The 17,893-nt window shown below is 39.1% G+C and carries 14 protein-coding genes and 2 pseudogenes; 11 read left to right on the forward strand and 5 right to left on the reverse strand.

Annotated features, from left to right (window positions below):
• The first annotated feature begins 441 nt into the window (after positions 1-441).
• The 4 genes from BRLA_RS01245 to BRLA_RS01260 all read left to right on the forward strand — a co-directional run bounded on the left by BRLA_RS01245 (position 442) and on the right by BRLA_RS01260 (position 3,483).
• The gene (locus BRLA_RS01245) at positions 442-951 is read left to right on the forward strand and encodes an SRPBCC family protein (protein ID WP_003333732.1); all 510 of its coding nucleotides are present in this window, start codon (positions 442-444) and stop codon (positions 949-951) included.
• 263 nt (positions 952-1,214) lie between these two features.
• Positions 1,215-2,042 carry a helix-turn-helix transcriptional regulator gene (locus BRLA_RS01250; RefSeq protein ID WP_003333729.1) on the forward strand — a complete coding sequence of 276 codons (828 nt, stop codon included), beginning with the start codon at positions 1,215-1,217 and terminating at the stop codon, positions 2,040-2,042.
• 87 nt (positions 2,043-2,129) lie between these two features.
• The gene (locus BRLA_RS01255) at positions 2,130-3,113 is read left to right on the forward strand and encodes an ABC transporter substrate-binding protein (protein ID WP_003333728.1); all 984 of its coding nucleotides are present in this window, start codon (positions 2,130-2,132) and stop codon (positions 3,111-3,113) included.
• Positions 3,114-3,144: 31 nt separating this feature from the next.
• Positions 3,145-3,483 carry a cupin domain-containing protein gene (locus BRLA_RS01260; protein WP_003333727.1) on the forward strand — a complete coding sequence of 113 codons (339 nt, stop codon included), beginning with the start codon at positions 3,145-3,147 and terminating at the stop codon, positions 3,481-3,483.
• Positions 3,484-3,917: 434 nt separating this feature from the next.
• Here the strand turns inward: BRLA_RS01260 and BRLA_RS01265 are convergent.
• Positions 3,918-4,235, reverse strand: a pseudogene (locus BRLA_RS01265) (type I restriction endonuclease); the annotation flags it as partial.
• Between BRLA_RS01265 and BRLA_RS01270 the strand changes: the two are divergent.
• A pseudogene (locus tag BRLA_RS01270) lies at positions 4,235-6,619 on the forward strand (type I restriction endonuclease subunit R, EcoR124 family); the annotation flags it as partial. The pseudogenes BRLA_RS01265 and BRLA_RS01270 sit on opposite strands and share 1 nt — an antisense overlap.
• 278 nt (positions 6,620-6,897) lie before the next feature.
• Here BRLA_RS01270 and BRLA_RS25175 read toward each other — a convergent pair.
• Together BRLA_RS25175 and BRLA_RS01280 are read right to left on the reverse strand one after the other, a co-directional pair.
• Positions 6,898-7,179, reverse strand: a complete 282-nt coding sequence (locus tag BRLA_RS25175; RefSeq protein ID WP_003333722.1) for an IS3 family transposase — start codon at positions 7,177-7,179, stop codon at positions 6,898-6,900.
• 181 nt (positions 7,180-7,360) lie between these two features.
• Positions 7,361-7,669, reverse strand: coding sequence for a transposase (locus BRLA_RS01280; protein ID WP_003333719.1), 309 nt, complete (start codon positions 7,667-7,669; stop codon positions 7,361-7,363).
• Between the two features lie 411 nt (positions 7,670-8,080).
• Between BRLA_RS01280 and BRLA_RS01285 the strand changes: the two genes are divergently transcribed.
• The 5 genes from BRLA_RS01285 (at position 8,081) to BRLA_RS01310 (ending at position 15,288) form a co-directional block, all read left to right on the forward strand.
• Entirely contained in the window at positions 8,081-8,620 is a 540-nt protein-coding gene (locus BRLA_RS01285; protein WP_041751884.1) for a hypothetical protein, read from the forward strand.
• A gap of 65 nt (positions 8,621-8,685) precedes the next feature.
• The gene (locus BRLA_RS24925) at positions 8,686-8,820 is read left to right on the forward strand and encodes a hypothetical protein (RefSeq protein WP_003333717.1); all 135 of its coding nucleotides are present in this window, start codon (positions 8,686-8,688) and stop codon (positions 8,818-8,820) included.
• A gap of 831 nt (positions 8,821-9,651) precedes the next feature.
• Entirely contained in the window at positions 9,652-10,278 is a 627-nt protein-coding gene (locus tag BRLA_RS01300; RefSeq protein ID WP_003333714.1) for a C39 family peptidase, read from the forward strand.
• A gap of 505 nt (positions 10,279-10,783) precedes the next feature.
• On the forward strand, positions 10,784-11,317 hold the full coding sequence (locus tag BRLA_RS01305; RefSeq protein ID WP_041751887.1) for a DoxX family membrane protein: 534 nt from the start codon (positions 10,784-10,786) through the stop codon (positions 11,315-11,317).
• Between the two features lie 152 nt (positions 11,318-11,469).
• The gene (locus BRLA_RS01310; protein ID WP_003333712.1) at positions 11,470-15,288 is read left to right on the forward strand and encodes an Ig-like domain-containing protein; all 3,819 of its coding nucleotides are present in this window, start codon (positions 11,470-11,472) and stop codon (positions 15,286-15,288) included.
• An 86-nt stretch (positions 15,289-15,374) separates the two neighbouring features.
• Here BRLA_RS01310 and BRLA_RS01315 read toward each other — a convergent pair whose 3' ends face one another.
• Entirely contained in the window at positions 15,375-15,599 is a 225-nt protein-coding gene (locus tag BRLA_RS01315) for a hypothetical protein (protein ID WP_041751888.1), read from the reverse strand.
• Between the two features lie 96 nt (positions 15,600-15,695).
• Positions 15,696-16,556, reverse strand: a complete 861-nt coding sequence (locus BRLA_RS01320; RefSeq protein ID WP_003333710.1) for a LysR family transcriptional regulator — start codon at positions 16,554-16,556, stop codon at positions 15,696-15,698.
• A gap of 99 nt (positions 16,557-16,655) precedes the next feature.
• Here BRLA_RS01320 and BRLA_RS01325 point away from each other — a divergent pair, with 99 nt between their 5' ends.
• Positions 16,656-17,786 carry an MFS transporter gene (locus BRLA_RS01325; protein ID WP_003333709.1) on the forward strand — a complete coding sequence of 377 codons (1,131 nt, stop codon included), beginning with the start codon at positions 16,656-16,658 and terminating at the stop codon, positions 17,784-17,786.
• Positions 17,787-17,893: the final 107 nt, after the last annotated feature.

The following is a 17,893-nucleotide window of genomic DNA, read 5'->3' on the forward strand; positions in this document are numbered from 1 at the left end:
TGAAGTCTCTATAGATGGTTCCTGATAATTCATATGAGTAAACTTAACGTCCGAATGGCTTAAAATTCGGGCGTTTTTACTTGTGTTAAATAAGCTCTGTGTGTTAGTTGTAAGATTAACCAACAAAGTGTAGCCTCTTCATTATTATTAAAGTTTCAAACAGTAATAACTACCTTCTACCTATAACAAGCTATGTTTTTAGATACGGTATGGTGAGCCTTATCATAAGTAACGGCAAGTATTTACAAGCATTAACAAAGTAGTTGCCTTGAAATAAAGTCCGTAATGATTAGATTTATATATTTAACTGGGTGGATATGTTTAAAGGCATTAACTTTGTTTAATAATATTGGCGGTGTCAGTAATCGCGGTTGGGCACGGCATCTCGTCCAAGCACTTATAATAAATTAAAAGTGAATACTGATTGATGGAGGAATCGATATGACGCCCAACTCGGAAAGCAAAGAGTTAGTAATAACGCGTGAGATTCATGCGCCACGCGAACTTGTATTCCAAGTATGGACTGAAGCAGAGCACCTGAAGCACTGGTGGGGGCCGAAAGGGTTTGAAATAAGTGTAAAGCATCTCGATTTTCGTGAGGGCGGATTTTTCCACTACAGTATGCAAGCTCCTGGTGGCAGTCGAATGTGGGGTAAATTTGTGTACCAGGAGATCAAGGCTCCCGAGAAGATTGTCTGGATCAACTGCTTTTCGGATGAGGCAGGAAACATTGTCAGGCCTCCATTCAGTGATTTGATCCCGCTCGAAATCCGAAATAAGGTAACGATGAGCGATAATAATGGTACAACCCAAATAACCCTTTACAGCCGACCGATCAATGCTACTGAAGAAGAGCGCAACTTCTTTGAGGGGATGTTCGATTCCATGAAGCAGGGCTTCGGGGGGACCTTTGATCAGCTTGAACAATATTTGTCGGAGGAAAAAAACTAGCCAAAGCGTCCAATAGGATGTCTTTTTTTGGTCCAAAGTTCCGTGAGCAGAAAAGTTATCTTTACACTTGCCGTTACCCGCTGTTTGAACATTAGCGGGTGCGGCATTTTTATTGTCCGCACAGCTTAACAATGATAATCGTTATCAATAATGGTAAAATAAATAAGAGTCCTCATCTGCTTCTGATCAAGAAGCTGCACAGGATGTACAACGATCGATCTTACGTATTACTGGCAAACGACTATTGAAATGAGGTATGCAACGTGAAAATCGATGTTAATCAGTTAGCGGAGCATTTGGCACACATTCCTTTTCAAGTAGAAGGAGTATATCGATATGCGAAAAATCCAGGTGTACCTTACGCTGAATATACAGATTCTTTTCCTGGGTTTGTGTTTCCACTTACAGGGAAGGTACAATTTCAATTTAATGGAACGCCTTATATCTTTTCGCCAGGAAAAGTTGTGCATGGCGGTGCAAGAATGAAACTAGCTCAAAAAATGTTCGGTAACACAAACTGGGAATATATCCTTGTTTTATACCGGATATATAACTCAGAACTAGAAGAGACAAGCTTTTCCCATCAGCATTTTGAATTATCAACGGGTCAATCTCCTCGTCTGATTGAATTAATTATGCGCCTTTGGCATGTGTATAATCAGCCTGGTGGCATATCGATGTTTCAGACCGAAATGCTGTTTCGTGATGTACTGAATGAAACCTTATTATGTGTTGTGAATAGGCAGAATAGCTGTGAATCACAAACTTTGTTCGAACGGGTATCTCATTATATTCATGAATACTATGATCAAAGCCTTACAATAGCATCGCTTGCAGAACAACATAACGTGAATCGAAATCGACTGTCTTATGTATTTAAAAGACATGCAGGTATGGGACCAGCGGAATACATATTAAAACATCGTATAAACATGGCGCAAGAAATGCTATTTACAAGTGGAGCGTCTGTACAACAAATTGCGCAAACGGTTGGAATTGCTGACCCGTTTTATTTTAGTAGAGTGTTCAAGAAACAACTTGGTATCTCTCCTACTGAATATCGAGAGAAGTTCATCAATAATCCATGCTAATTTCAACAGGCATCCATTCTCATCTAAACATTCCTTTTCTATACTAATGGCAAACGAAAGATAACATGATGTTGGAGGAATTTTCGTATGCAAAAGATGAAAGGCCTGCTAATCTCCATGTTATTAGTAGCAGGCATACTGGGAGGTTGTAATGAAACACCTGCTGAAAATAAAGGATCAACGACAGAAGGCGCATCTACAACAGCAGGTAAGGTAGATACAACTGAATGGCCAAGAACATTTAAGGATGCCTTAGGTAAAGAAATTGTTATTGAGAAACAACCAGAGAATATTGCTTCATTATGGTATTTTTATCCTGAAATACTAATTGCATTAGGTGAGCCGCCTGCTGCTTCTACTGAAAAAGAGTATCTATCTTCTTTAACCTATTTAAAAGGAAAGCTGGATTCTGCTGATGAATTAGGAGAAAAATTATCACCTAATATTGAAAAAATCCTATCGATAGAGCCTGACATTATTTTAGCAACTGAGAATCATGAAAAAATGTATGATTCACTAGGAAAGATTGCGCCAGTCATTACGTTAAAATCCAAGGACATCTATGACGATTGGCAATATGGACTCCGTACAGTAGCCGAGATTATTGGAAAAGAAGATGAAGCGGAAAAAGTCATTGATAAAATGATGAAAGAAATCACAACTGGGCGCGAAGCATTAAAATCGATTGAAGGAGAGTCAGTAGCCCTTATATTGTCGTGGGATGGAAAAACGTTTAATGTCCTAGGTGAAGGAAATCCGGTCTATATACTTGCGTTTGATAAAGAGAAGGGACTGGGACTTACACCAGACCATATATTTAAAGGTACGACTAATAAATTTACTACGTTTGAAGGAATATCAACTGTTGAAGCAGACCATATTTTCCTTATCGGTGACATTACCAAAAAGGAAAAATTAATGAATGACTTAAAACAAAGCAATGTATGGAATAATCTCAATGCCGTTAAGAAAAGAAATGTTCATTTAATGGATGTGTCCGCTATTACTGGTGGCCCATTAGCTATCGAATACGCTTTACAAAATATAACAAGTGCCTTGCGTAAGCTCTAAAAAGGCGAGAAAAATGAGGAGGGATTCATATATGCATTACCAAGCTATTAATCTGAATGAGAAGCTATCTACATTCAACGATCTCTGGTCTCCGAAAGTCATTGCTGAAATAAATGACTATCAATTTAAGCTCATTAAGATTGCTGGGGATTTTATGTGGCACGAGCATCAAGGGACGGATAAGGTATTTATTGTGCTCGAAGGAGAGATGTTCATTGCTTTTCGTGATGGCCAAGTGAAAATTTCCAAGGGTGAGATGTTTATTGTCCCGGGGGGAGCCGATCATAAGCCTTTCGCCGAAAAGGAATGCCATATCATGTTGGTGGAGCCTAGAGGCGTAATAAACACTGGCGGTACTGAGTCCGAATGAACAGCAGCCAATGCGAAAACGCTATTCATAGACACACAGCTAAAACTACTTTTGCTGGAATGAGATGTTCTGTGGCAGCTCCTTCTTACTTTTCGCCGATAGATCCGTTAAGGTGAACCCTATCATAAGTAACGGCAAGTTTTTTACAGAAAAGCTCGCAGGAGCCTGTATTTACATCATGCGAACCATAGGAGCAGGGGTAGGTCACACTCTGGTCGGAACGATGCGTAAATAGAATTCTGTGAGTTTATTTGTAATACAGAATGTATATAAGGGCAAGGGAATACAAGTGTGAATTTCGTGAATAATTAATACATTATACCCATCGAGTCTGGCTCAAGTAGGTTTGCGTACACACCCTAGAATAGTGAATTTATTAAAATAACTTCTCAACGATCCGGACAACCTGGTGTAAATGCTCAAGAGTATGCAAATTGGTCCTCACTCACAATTGTATAATTGACAATCAAGCGATGTGCATCTGGAATATTTAAGACCTGTTTCACAAATTCATAGAGATTTTCTACTTTTCGATTGTCCGTTGTCCGCCAACTAAAGACAAATTTCTTATGTATGTCTTTTGGCAACGCATTGGCAAAATAGCGAGTCGTTTGTTCGTTGGAAATGACGAACACCTGAAGAGTAGAAAAGATATTATTTCTAAACAACCCTTCTTCTGCGTATTTCTTAATTTGATTATAGGCTTGGAATACGCCATCTTTGGCACTGACTTGCTTCAATTCAATTTGAACAAATTACGATTGAACGTGAAGATGTATCTTTAGGTTCGATGTCTTTAGTGCTGTATTCCAATCAAGACATTGGTGGCGGAATCTCTACATATGAAGTTGTTCATCAGATTGCGAAACAAAAGGCAAACATTGATGATCGTGATCGCCGATTTGACGTGACACTCTTAATCAATGGGTTGCCCAAATGCTCATTGATCGAAAAGACTTGGATAATCAAACCACGATAGAATTCACCAAATTTGCTTCCGAGTTTAATACCGGTATTTCTTCTGATAATGCCAAGTCTAATAGCTTGATTGTCGGAACCGAAAGTGCGAAAGAGCTGAGTAATACTCTACTATCTGATACCAATTCCAATACAGTGATTATTACCACTCGCCAAAAAATTGGAAGCTGCCTTGCGTTATGCTCAAAGACAAGAAGAACAAAAAGGCACCCAACGTTTTAAGAAACTGCTGGGGCAACATATTGTCTTTGTCGTAGATGAGTGTCATCGTGCGTTAAGTGCTGAAGGGATGGAAGTGATTAGGGGGTTCTTTCCAAATTCTACATGGTTTGGTTTTACAGGTACGCCGATATTTAATGAAAATAAAAAACAAGCTAAAGGCCAATTAGCTCGTATCACTCGTGATCAATATGGAGAAGTTTTGCACACTTATACCATTAAGAATGCATTAGATGATGGCGCTGTTTTAGGGTTCCAAGTAGAGCATGAAGATACGATTGAACCCACATCATTAAATAATTATATTTTTAATCAACTTCGTCTAAATGAAAAATACGCCAATTTTAGTAATGATGAAATTAACGATATGATCGATCAAATGGATGGAAGAGAGAAGGAATCATATCTTGAACCATCTACTTTCGAAAGTGATGATCATATTCAAAAAGTCATTCATAAGATTTTTCGACCAGATAATGCCTATATCAAATTTGATTTCCAAAACGGTCGCCCGCAAAAGTCTGCCATCTTAACAACAAGTTCCATTGATATGGCGAAACGCTACTATAAGGCAATCAAGGAAATGACCAAAGATCCAGAATGGTTGACGAAAGAATTTGCTGGACATCCGATCCGAACAGGGCGTACGATTGAAGATCCGGACTTCCCTCGGATTGCCGTCACCTATTCGATACAAGAAAACGAAGATAATTCCAAACAAATTCAAGATGAAATGAAAGAAATTATTAAGGACTATAACGATTATTATAATACAGCTTGGTCGATAGAAGATATTGAACGATATAATGGTGATATCAACAATCGTTTAGCTCGTAAGAAAGCAGAATTCAAAGAATTTGGGAAACAAATTGACCTTGTTATTGTTGTGGATCGCTTATTGACTGGATTCGATGCACCCACAATTCAAACGTTATTTGTGGATCGAAATTTAAGTTATGCCAATTTGATCCAAGCCTTTTCTCGGACCAATCGTACCTATCCTGGAAAGAAAAAAGGATTGATTGTAACATTCCGAAAACCTTCGACAATGGAACATAATGTAGAAGAGGCGACGAAGTTATATTCTCAAGCACAAGAGGAATCTAATCTTGTTTATCCAACTTATGATGAATCGAAGAAACGATTCCAAAAGGCTCATAAAACATTGAAAAAACTGGTGCCAAATCCAACCGACATTGACGAGCACTCTCCACTTGAAACTCGGATTGAATTTGTGAAAGCTTTTCAAGAGTTAAATAATTCCTACGAAGCTTTAGTTACGTATGATGATTATAACGATGAAATGGAGAAATCAAAAGCACTCCAAGATCAGGTAAAGACCTTAGAAGAATATATTGGCGTGTACAACACGGTTAAGGGATCGCTAGTCGATGAAAGAGACGGTGATAGACCAGGAGGACCAGATTTCTCAGACATTGAATTCTATGGAGAAAATGCGATTAAGATCTATGATATTGACTCAACCTATATTGACCGATTATTAGAAACGTACTCAGCCAATAATCAGAATATCCGTGACGAGATCGAAAAAGTACTTCAAAAACTGAAAAAATCAGAAATTGTTAAAGCGGTATACCGTGCGATTTTAAATGCCATTGATGCCAAAGAAATAAATTCAGAGGAAGATACTTTTGTAGTGAAACGACGTTTCTTCACCGAATCCTATAATAAAGCGATTGGAGAATTTGCGAAAGCTTGGTTTGTGGATGAAGGAGAGCTGCATTCATCTGCTGTTCAATATGTAATAGGATCAGAGCCTATTCCAAATATCGGGGGAATTATTGACAGCAAGCAATTTGATAAGTTTAAAGCCGTACACCCAGATGCAAAACCGTTAAAATATGGACCAGAAATGAAGCGTCAGTGGAGAAAGACGTTAGATGAAGTCATTGTACCTTTGAAGGATGAGTTGAGATAAAATCGTTTTGCAATTAATGCTTTTTAAAAGGGGGCATACTCGCAGGAATGCTTGACTTGACCGCCAAACATTAGTTGCCTATTATACAATCACTCCATCTAGCACTGTAAAAAATGATTCAGGAACTCTTGAAATTTGAAGGTACTGGAAAATAAAACAAAATACGTATAAAATAGTTATATTATGTTAGAAAGTAACTATTTTTTTGAGAGGAGAGAACCCAATGTCAGGATTCGGCGTTTCTGGTTTAATAATTCTTGGTGTCATTCTGATTGTCATTATATGAATAATAGTTGTAAATAGGAAAAATAAAAAACGATAACATTAGCCCATTTCTCATTTGGCCGTGAGGCGCAAAAATTTCGATTCAGCTTGTTTTCGGAGATAACAACCTTCTCTTTGCGCCCAAAGAATTTTCGTTTTTTACGGATTAGCGCTTGTATCCCAAGTTCCTTCATGATGCGATATACACGTTTATGATTGACTTTTAATCCGTACCTTCTAAATAACCACACTTTTATTCGGGGATACCCGTAAATGCCTTTGACCTCTTTTAACACTCCATGATCATTCTTCTTAATTTTTCATTTACCAATTGTTTTGAGGTGGGGTGTTTCTCACGAGAAAGCCACTTGTAAAAACCACTACGAGATACTTTCGTAATTTTACACAATAAAGTAATAGAATACTTTTTAGACAATTCTTTAATAAGCTCGAAAAAACAGCGTTTATCTTTCGGTTTCACCTCTTTTCTAGACCTAGCCACTTTTTTAAGAATTCGTTCTCTGCGCGTAATCGAACTATCTCTTCCTCCATACTCTCTGGCCTTGTTCGTGGTCTTCCTCTAAGAGGATTTTTTGTTCTCCCGCGGTTTTCATCTAGTCCCTGTATACCTTCCTTTCTATAATGATTAACCCATCCTCTTAAAATAGAAGGATCACTAATGCCGAGATCCCTTGTAAGTGTTTTGTACCCTTGTTCACCGTTCAAATAGAGCTGTACGGCTTTTAATTTAAAATCCTTTGAATATGTTTTTCTAATTTTCCCCATAGAAAATTCCCCTCCTAGTTAATACAGTAAGGGGTCTTACTTCTTACTGTCTACTAAAAGGGGATAATATCAATAATAGAGGTTTAGCTTCTTTTAGCGTTTTCTGCTATTCCTCCCGTTCCTTTCTACTTACAACCCTTACCGATCAGCCAGCTCCCAAGATATAGCCTGTTCCTTTAATACCAAACAAATTGTTTCCTTACTTAGTTAGTCCACTTTCTCTCCAAGCTGATTCATTAAAAAAATAGTTGTCTCACATGTGATAAGTTGTACGACGGAAATCATTTTAGAATGAATGAGCCGTGTTCAGCTATTCATTGAAGATAACTAGAATAATAAATATCCCTAATAATGTAAAATGATTATATTTTTGGTAAAATACACTTATACAAAGGGAAGGAGATAAAAACAATGAAAAAAATTAGAAATTTATATTCCGTTCCTGTTGCGTTATTCATTACAGCTGTAGTAGTCACTGGTGCTAACGCTCATCCAATTGCTCCTACCGTTTCACAAGAAGTTTCTACTAACGTTAATTCTGATCATATTACGAAGCCAAAGGTTTCTAGTGCTGTAGCAAGTAAAGGAAATATTGATGGAAACGCAATAGTGCCTTACGTTTCAATTGCCAAAGATGAGGATGTCAGTTATAAATCTGGTCAAGGTTCCTTTGTCTTCGATTACTCTTCTCATAATGGCAAGTACCCACACCTACGAATACACGTGGAGAATACGGGGAGCAAAAGTTTCCGGCTAGAACTTCTTTCTGAGGACGGTACAGAAATTTGGGGTATCGAGCCTGTGAAAGCTGGTGAAGTAGTTGAGTATGTGGTTCCGAAAACCAATAAATATTACGGCGAGGGTGAGTATAGACTTAGATTTGCTGGAACAAAAGGGAGTGCTGTAAAGGCAAGGGTAAATGTACGCTCTTTAACACCTAACGATATATAAAAAGGATTGCATCAGCGTTGTAGCTGAATTTTTGTTATGAAAACTCTTAAAGAGGGATAAAGCAAATGACTAAAGAGGCTTTGGAACAAAGGGTAGAAAGGTTAGAGTTTTATCTAAACTTGATGAGGGAGTTTGCAGTAGATCCAGAAACGTTTGCCTTGTGGGATTATGTTATTTCAGAAGGGTTAAATGAGAACTAGACCAATCAGATTTTAGATGTACTAAGAGAGCATCATGGTCATGTAAAATCCGCTGTAGAGGCTGGTGCTTCCATTCCCGATTTAGAAGACTTATGTACCAAAATGATTCCACTTCTTCACGTTGAAGGGAGAACCACCAATAAGGAAAAGGTAATGCAGGTTTTAAGAAGAGCTAGTAAATTACCTATGTTTCCCTATTTGAAAAAACATCTTTAGATTATAAAAAGTAAACCAAACGTCTGAATCTAAAATCGGACGTTTGTGCTTTTATTATCATGATTTATTCCTTTCAAATTAGGATAGGGAACTGTAGCCCCTTTATTTTTGAATATAAAAAGCGCCTCTCTTAGATGAGAAAGACGTTTTACATTTCTGCTTGTTCAGCTATATATTCTGCAGAGGAACTTAATATATCTATTTTTTTCAAGGAGTGGTTGAGAAGATGATCATATTCATAGTTGAGTATATGTTGAAGATATTTTTAATAAGCTTTGGCGTTTATTTTTTGCTGAATATTCTTCAGATTCTTCGACAAAGGAATTTCATTAAACAAAAGGGAAATGATGAGCTTGTAAAAGTACTAAAAGAACTTTCTAATGCGTTAGAAAAAAAGAATAGTCCCTTAGAGTAATGAAAGAAATTTTTAAAAATAATTGATTACCCTTTTGGATGAATGGTTACCTTTAGTCTCAACAACAGCATTTTAATTCAGTAAAAATAAAATTACATAATAAAAATAAAGTGCCCATTAAAAATACAGTTGCTTCCGAAGCCCTCCCTATGAAATAAATAGAGTAACAGAAACAGCTTCAACAGAAAGCAGGGATGAACATGAAGGCAGTACCTTACTTTTCACAATGGGAGTCTCGTCAGTTAGTATCGGACTTTTTATCCGGCAAATTACATCCTGCTGATGATCCCTTATGGCACTTGTCTGGAGCAATTGATCGGGATGAGTATGCACGGTGGAGCTTCCATATTTGCGGGATGGCTTGTTTAAAAATGCTGCTTGCCGATTGGCAGGATCGGATTATCTCAACGCTTGAACTGATGAAGCAGTGCCGGGATTATGGTGGCTATGTGGTTCAGGAGGATGGAAGTATTAAAGGCTTGTTCTACCGTCCGTTTGTGTCTTTTATAGCCGAAAAATATGGGCTCCAAGCCGAGGTGAAGGAGCATACTCCCATTGAAGAGATTTATGATCTACTTGACCAGGGCTATGTGTACATGGCTTCCGTCCACCCTACGATTCGGACGCCAGAGGTGACACCGCCCAACCAAGGGGGGCATCTGGTGTATGTGTTCGGAAGAGATGCTAAGCGTCGGGAGCTCATCTTCCACAATCCGTCTGGCAACACAGTTGCTAGTCAGGAGAATGTGCATCTTAGCTGTGAAGAATTTGCTCGCTTTTATGCCAAGCGCGGGATTTTGATTAAAGACCCCAGACCAGTCGTGTGATACTTAACTGCTAAAAGCAAGTGTATTGGTGCATTGTTAGGAGAAGTTATTTGTAATTGGTAAGAAGTATAAAAGACTTCCGTTTTTTATTGTGACGCAAGCTCAAAATATCAATTTTTATACTTAATCTGTTGCTGACAAGTCGAGTGGAAAACAGGAAATTCATCCTGTATAGCCTCGACTTTTTTGTTGCATATAAATACAAACGAAAGACTAAATATTAAATTTTTCAGGGATTTGGAAGCATGTATTTTAGATAAGTAATCCTCCCTTTATAAAACGGCTAGTGAACAAAAAATAACATACCCATACCCGGAGTAATGACTCCGTTATCTATATATCGCTTGAGAAAACATAATCCCCGCTTTGTTTTTACAGCCTAATATATTCCAAAAATATTGCAAAAGAGGCCTCATTTAGCAAGGAAAACAAGCCTTGACAATTATGACCAAAATAATGATAATAATAATCGTTTTCAATTAAAAGAAGTGAGGAGTCTTACTGAATGAATTTTTCTCATTCTATCAAGCAGTACATTTTTCCCTTTCTTGTTGTTCTAATGCGAATGGCCTTTGGAGGAGGGTGGTTGTTAGCTGGGGTGACCAAGATTACTGATAAGGGCTGGTTTCGGGAGCCGAGTGTCTTTTTACAGGACTATTTAGAAACGGCGCTAACGAAACCGAATGTGCCCGAGTTTTACAAGGAGTTTATCAAGCACTTATGTATTCCTTATGTTGATTTTTATAATTATGTGATTCCGGTTGTCCAAATTGTAATAGGCATTCTGTTGATTGTTGGTTTATGTACGCTGCCAAGCATTCTGATTTGTTTATTTATGCATATCAATTTCATTTTGTCAGGTAACATGAATCTACTTAGTCTCGTTCTTTATACCAGTGCTTTTGGTTTATTGCTCAGCGGTTCGTACACCTATTTGTTTAGTCTAGACCAATTGTTTCAACGCGTGCCTGCTTTTGCGCAGAAGAAGATATCAAAATCTGATCGTATGACGGTAAATAATAGATCAGTGGTGAACTGATACATATTGGTAAGGTAAGTGCTATGTAAAGTTTCATTTCTAAAAAAGGATTGACAGATTTTAAAAAATATTGAATAATTTGTTTAAAATTTATTGATAATAATTATCATTATCATGGTTCTTTGTTGATATTAAACAGGGGAGTAAACAAAATGATACAGAAAAAGGCGATTTTTCATGTTCTAGTTTCTACGAGTCTTTTGACGTCTTTAGGGTTACCGTCTTATGTGTCTGCGGCAGTAGAGCAGAATCTGATACAAGACGGACAAGAAGCGAAACAAATGACCGTAGAGGATAAAAAGGATGGCTCTAAATTAGGGACAAAAAGTGAAAGTATAACAAGCGGCTCGGGTACTCAAGGCGAAGAAATTTTAGATACAGTAACCAGCCAGGTACCTAAGACTGAAAAAGAATCAGATGTGGACAGCTCAACAGTTCAGTCTGAAGAAAGTGAAAGTCAGATCGACCTCGACGGAACTCAGAATGAAGAAGGACTAGGTCCAGTGCCCACTCCAACATCTCAACCAATTCCAGAAGAAACAGATCAAAAGCCAAAGGCTACCACGATCGAAATCGAATCGGTAGAAGACATTCCAGAATCAACTTTCCTGAATCGGACACCTGCATATCATTTTAGTTTACCAAGTAATGTCATGGTTCAATTAAGCAACGGTAAACAAATAGAATTATTCGTCCGCTGGAACTTTGACCAGTACAATCCTGACGAGGTGAACAGTCAAACATTCACGGTCGAGGGAGCGTTACGTGGAACTTCTTATAGTTCAGCTCTTCCAGAAGGCATAACGAACACCAAGAATATGAAAGCGACAGCGAAAATTACGGTATCGGCAGCAAAGCAGATTGTAAGTGTGAAGCCGTTAGCTGACATTCTCGAAAAAGAAAATGGCACAAGCTTTTATCAGTTGGGGTTACCAAATAGCGTAGATGTAACCCTAGATGATGGTACAACCCAATCAGTTGATGTTTCTTGGGAACATGGAGATTATGACGAAAACAATCCGAGTGCCCATACGGTTCAATTCTTAGGTAATTTGGGGAGTCGATCTGGTTTGCCTGCGGGAATTGCTAATAGCAATGCTGTTAAGGCCAAAATAAATGTTACCTTCAAAGATGCACGTACAATCACTAAGCTTGAGCCTGTAGCAATTAATAATGTTTTGAATGGTACAAAAAAAACAGAAGCAGCGCTAGGCTTGCCTGAACAAATAGAAGTCGAATTGAGTGACGGTAGCAAGGCTCAGGTGCCAATCGAATGGAATGTAGATGGCAGTACGTATGACCCTAGCAATACAGCGGAGCAGACTTTTACCGTGGCTGGTACAGTAAAAAATATTCCGGCTGGTTTACAAAATCCAAATGGGGTACAAGCGGAGGCGAGGGTAAAAGTGGATGCTGCCGTTCAGGTTACAAAGCTTGATCCTGTACAGGTGGCACAAGTACCTAACGGCATTAGCAAAACAGCACTTGCGTTTTATCTGCCGCAGCAAGTAAATGTGACGTTAAGTAACGGGAAAAAGGAAAAAGTGGATGTCACATGGGAGCTAACGGCTTCAAATTATGACCCAGCCAATGAACAACAACAAGCAGTGGAGGTTAAGGGCACACTAGTTCACTTGCCAGCCGGTGTTGCTCAACCTAGTGAAAAGGTAATTGCTAATCTTTCAGTTAACGCAATGCGTTATGTGCAGTCGTTGAATCCGATAGCAGACATTACCGGAATCGTTAGCGGTACGAATGCTTCACTAGAAGCGCTACACCTGCCAAAGCAAGTAACAGTCGTATTATCTGATGGTACTAGCATCAAGGCAGATGTGCAGTGGGATTTACATCACATTAGCTATGAAAAAGGTAATGCTAAGGAACAGGCATTTACGATAACGGGAGCGTTGATCAATCTTCCTGATGGAGTAAAAGGTAACGGTGTCAAGGCACAAGTTAACGTTAAGGTTGATGCGAAGATTGAACCGACGGTAAATGTGGGAGTTACGATGAGTGATGTAGCTATCGAGAGGCAAGGACGAGATACGACTGAGGTGCTTGGTGAATATTTCTTACCTTTGTCTGGAGATGTCACAGGCTCGAATGGACAACCCATCAATGGACCTGGAACGGCTCTTTTGGTGTTACAAATGTACATCAATAATGAGGAAGTAAATACAGTTGACTACTTAGGACGCAAATTAGCATTAAACCACAAGCTATATGTGGGCTGGAAGAATAAAGATGTGCTGGCCGAAATAGAAAATGTGTTGAAAGCAGCTCTATTACATCATCCTGAGGGCAGAAATTATGAAGTTATCACCTCTGCGTCACCAGCGGGAATTATCATGAAGCAAAAGCCAGGAACAGGTAACAGCGCTAATGTCATTCTTAATGTAGTAGATAATGGAAATGGCTCAGCGGTTGAAGGGCTGACATGGGGCGAGCTGGAGACGAGAACGGAAGGAACCTTTGGATTTGTTGGACAAAAGGCTAAGTTCAGCACTCAAGTAAATAAAGGTGCAGATACAGCGGGAAATCTTGTTGTCCAGATTGCTGATGGCAAAATCAATAAGCAAATTGCTGTTCCGGTAGAGGCAAATGATGATACCGCGGCTGTTGCCCAGAAGGTAGCAAATCGCCTAGCAGCAGATTACGGAATAGCATATGCCTATCAGGTAAACGCTCAAGGAAGCAAGATTACATTCGATGCCCTTCAAGAAGGTGTAAAAGAATTAAAGATAGCGGTAAAAACGGTTACTGACAAAGAAAAAGAAAGCAAGCCGGATTTAGGTACAGATGGCGAGGCGAAAGATAAAGAGCCGGAGAAAGATAGAGATAAGGAACCGGAGAAAGATAGAGATAAAGAGCCGGAGAAAGACAGAGATAAAGAGCCCGAGAAAGATAGAGATAAGGAACCGGAGAAAGATAGAGATAAAGAGCCGGAGAAAGATAGAGATAGGGAACCGGAGAAAGACAGAGATAAAGAGCCGGAGAAAGATAGAGATAAAGAGCCGGAGAAAGATAAAGATAAAGAGCCGGAGAAAGACAGAGATAAGGAACCGGAGAAAGATAGAGATAAAGAGCCGGGGAAAGATAGAGATAAAGAGCCGGGGAAAGATAGAGATAAAGAGCCGGGGAAAGATAGAGATAAGGAACCAGAGAAAGATAGAGATAAAGAACCGGGGAAAGATAGAGATAAGGAACCGGAGAGGGATAAAGAGAAGGAACCAGATAAAGAGACGGATAAGGTTAAAGATAGAGACAAGGATAGAGATAGAGACAGAGACAAAGATACGGATCAAAATAAAAATACGGCAACGCCAACAACAGCAACAACGCCAACACCACCAACAAATAACCAAGGAACCCAAAATCCTGCTAAAGTCGAAAAAGAAGGCAATTCGACAACAAGAACGTTTGATGATTTAAAAAACCATAAGTGGGCGCAAAACTCAATCGAGCTGTTGAATTCTAAGGGAATCATTTTAGGAACCTCTGATCACACATTTACTCCAAAAGCGGCCATGAAGGGCGGAGATTTTGCTCTCATCGTGATGAGAATGTTTGATCTGAAGCCAGATGTGGCAGGAAATACCCCTGATGTCTCACAAGATAGCTATTATTCAGGGGCAATAACAAGCTTGAAGGATCAAGGAATCATTCAGGGCTTCGAGGGTGAACAGTTCAATCCAGACACGCCTATTACAAGACAAGATCTAATGGTTATCTTGTATCAGGCCATGATTAAGTCCGGTATGGAGCTGAAAAAGGGTGAAGCGGCTGAGCTGAATCGCTTTGCCGATTCTAATCAAGTAAAAAATAACGCGAAGGAAGCTATCAGTGCATTAGTGGCAGAAGGGATTGTAAAAGGAGACGGTAAAAACCTCAATCCAACTGCTCCTGCTTCAAGAGCGGAAATTGCAGTACTGCTTGAACAAGTAGTACATAAAATGCCTGAGAAGAAATAATCAAATGGTACAGTACTAAAAATAGTGCCACTCTAAGGACGTCCAGCGGATGCCTTACGAGTGGCAATTTTTATTTAGGAAGCGGCTTAATTGATCTGTGGTAAAAGCATTATGAATTCAGTACCTCGTTTGTAATTCATACATGCGGCGGGTTTGAACAGTAATACCTTTCGCAGATGGTGTGGCTGTTTGTCAATCAGAATTAGGAGAAGGGTGTAAGAATTGACTTCTGCAAAGGCTTTCCGAATGGCTTTGATGGCATTAATACCAGCATAACCTCCACCAACAACAATACAAGTTACTTCCTGCATGCAAATCCTCTCCACGTTTCGGTTTGCACATATAACGATCAAGCAACCAATTTTGTGAGAAACGATAGGAAGAGAGGGGAAATCAGGATAGACATATTACGCATGCTGTAACTGATTACATAGACAAAAGGCATTACCAATAGGTGTTACTTCTTTAAAAGCCAAGTAGATTTGCCGATATTTCTTTTGCTTTACCTTCCTTATTTCAATATTCTTATGCGATTTGAAAAATAGCTCAGGCCCCATCGTAATCCCGATACCTTGAGAGACCATGTTGACGATCGTTTCACAATGAAGAACCTCTAAAATGACATGGGGACGTACCTGATGAGCGGTTAAATTTTCTAAAACGAATGTCTGATAAGGGCCTTTTGGCATGATAAAGTCCATACCAGCTATTTCTTTAATATCGACGACTTTGTGCTGACAAAGGGTGTGGTTTTTAGGCAAACCCAAGACTAATTCATCTTTTTTTACGGGTATCACGTTCAAACGGTGATTGATAGGAGCATCAACAATAAAGCCAATATCTACGGTTCCGTTTACAATCCACTCCATGATTTCCCCATATGTGCCCTCAAATAAAATGACTTTTACACCAGGATAGGTCTTTTTTAAATTGGCCAGCATGGCGGGTAAGATCTGTGATGCCGCGCTTGTAAAGGCCCCTATTTTTAGAGTGCCTTCGAGTTGATTATTTTGAATCGATAATTCCTGCTTAATAATAGCCTCGCTCTTGAGAATCTGCTGTATATGCGGCAGGATTCGATCAGCAAATGCAGTCTGGCTAATTTCTGCTTGCTTATTTCGGTGTAGCAAAGGATAGCCAAACTCTTTTTCTAAACTCGCAATAGCATGGCTGACTGCTGATTGAGTCATGTTAAGCTGTTCAGCAGCTCGTGTAAAATTCCCTAACTCAACAACCTTTTGTAATACCTCATATCTAGCTATCGTCATAAGTTATCCTCATACCTTCTATGCATATTATTAATTTCACTAATATGACTATACCCGATAGGATAAGAATTGGACATCAAAGAAAAAGGGTGATTACCATTGAGAAGGATATATTTATTGCTGTTGGGTATGTTCGCACTAGGTGTGGATGCTTATGTTATGGCTGGAATTTTACCTAGTATCGCTGAAGACTTTCGTGTATCTATTGGGGTCGCAGGACAAACTGTTAGCGTATTTACCTTATGCTATGCGATTGCAGCTCCTGTATTTGCAACCTTCATGAGCAAAACAAATGCGAAATATACATTAGTAACGGCTTTATCAATATTCACACTTGCTAATTTTATTACTGCGGTTACGCATCAGTTTATCCTTTTATTGATTTCAAGAGGACTAGCGGGGATAGGGGCAGGGCTATACGCGCCATTAGCCTCATCAGCATCCGTTTCCTTAGTTGAGGAAAAGCAAAGGGGGAGGGCGTTAAGTACAATCTTGCTAGGCATGAGTGCGGGAACGGTAATAGGCGTCCCTTTGGGGATTTATATTTCCGCTATCTTTGAATGGCGGATGACTATGTGGTTTATTGTATGGATTGGTGTAGTAGGAATCGTAGCTGTATGGTGGAAGTTCCCAGAGGTACAATCAAATAGTTTGCCGACACTCAGAGAACGAGTGCGTATGTTTAAAAATAAAGATATAAAGCTTGTTATGATGATAACGGTGCTCCTTAGCTTTTGCAGTTTAGGCTTATATACGTACCTAGATCTTATTATTAGGGCATATGGATTTGAGCAATCGATTGTGTTTATTTGGATGTGGGGGATCGGTGGCATTACTGGGAGCTTTATCATTGGTTATCTTATGGATTTTTATAAGAAACCCAGAGTTATATTAATGTACTTATTAATCGTGATGCTAGTATCTTTTATCATAATGGGCAGCATTCATTCCTTGTCAGCCATACTTGCTATCGTCTTGATGCTGTGGGGGGCTAGTGGCTGGGCGGCCTTAGCAACCCAGCAAAAAACACTAGTAGAAATCAGTCCAGAGCATGCTACTATTTCCATTGCCCTGTTAAGCTCTATTAATTATCTTGCTGGTTCCATTGGGACGATGACAAATGGAATATTGCTAGAACAAGGAATGACACCGGTGATGTTACCTTACCTTACAGGTGGTATTTTAGTGATTGCGATCGGATTACAATGGGGTTTGATAGCAAGAAAATGATGATAGAAATCGTATAGGGGACAAACAGTAGGGCTATTGACTACTTTTTACAAAGAGACCTATTAACTAAAGAGGCAAATCGAATAAAAGAAATTCTTACATGCGCT

It is taken from the genome of Brevibacillus laterosporus LMG 15441 (assembly GCF_000219535.2).
GTDB classification, from domain to species: Bacteria; Bacillota; Bacilli; order Brevibacillales; family Brevibacillaceae; genus Brevibacillus_B; species Brevibacillus_B halotolerans.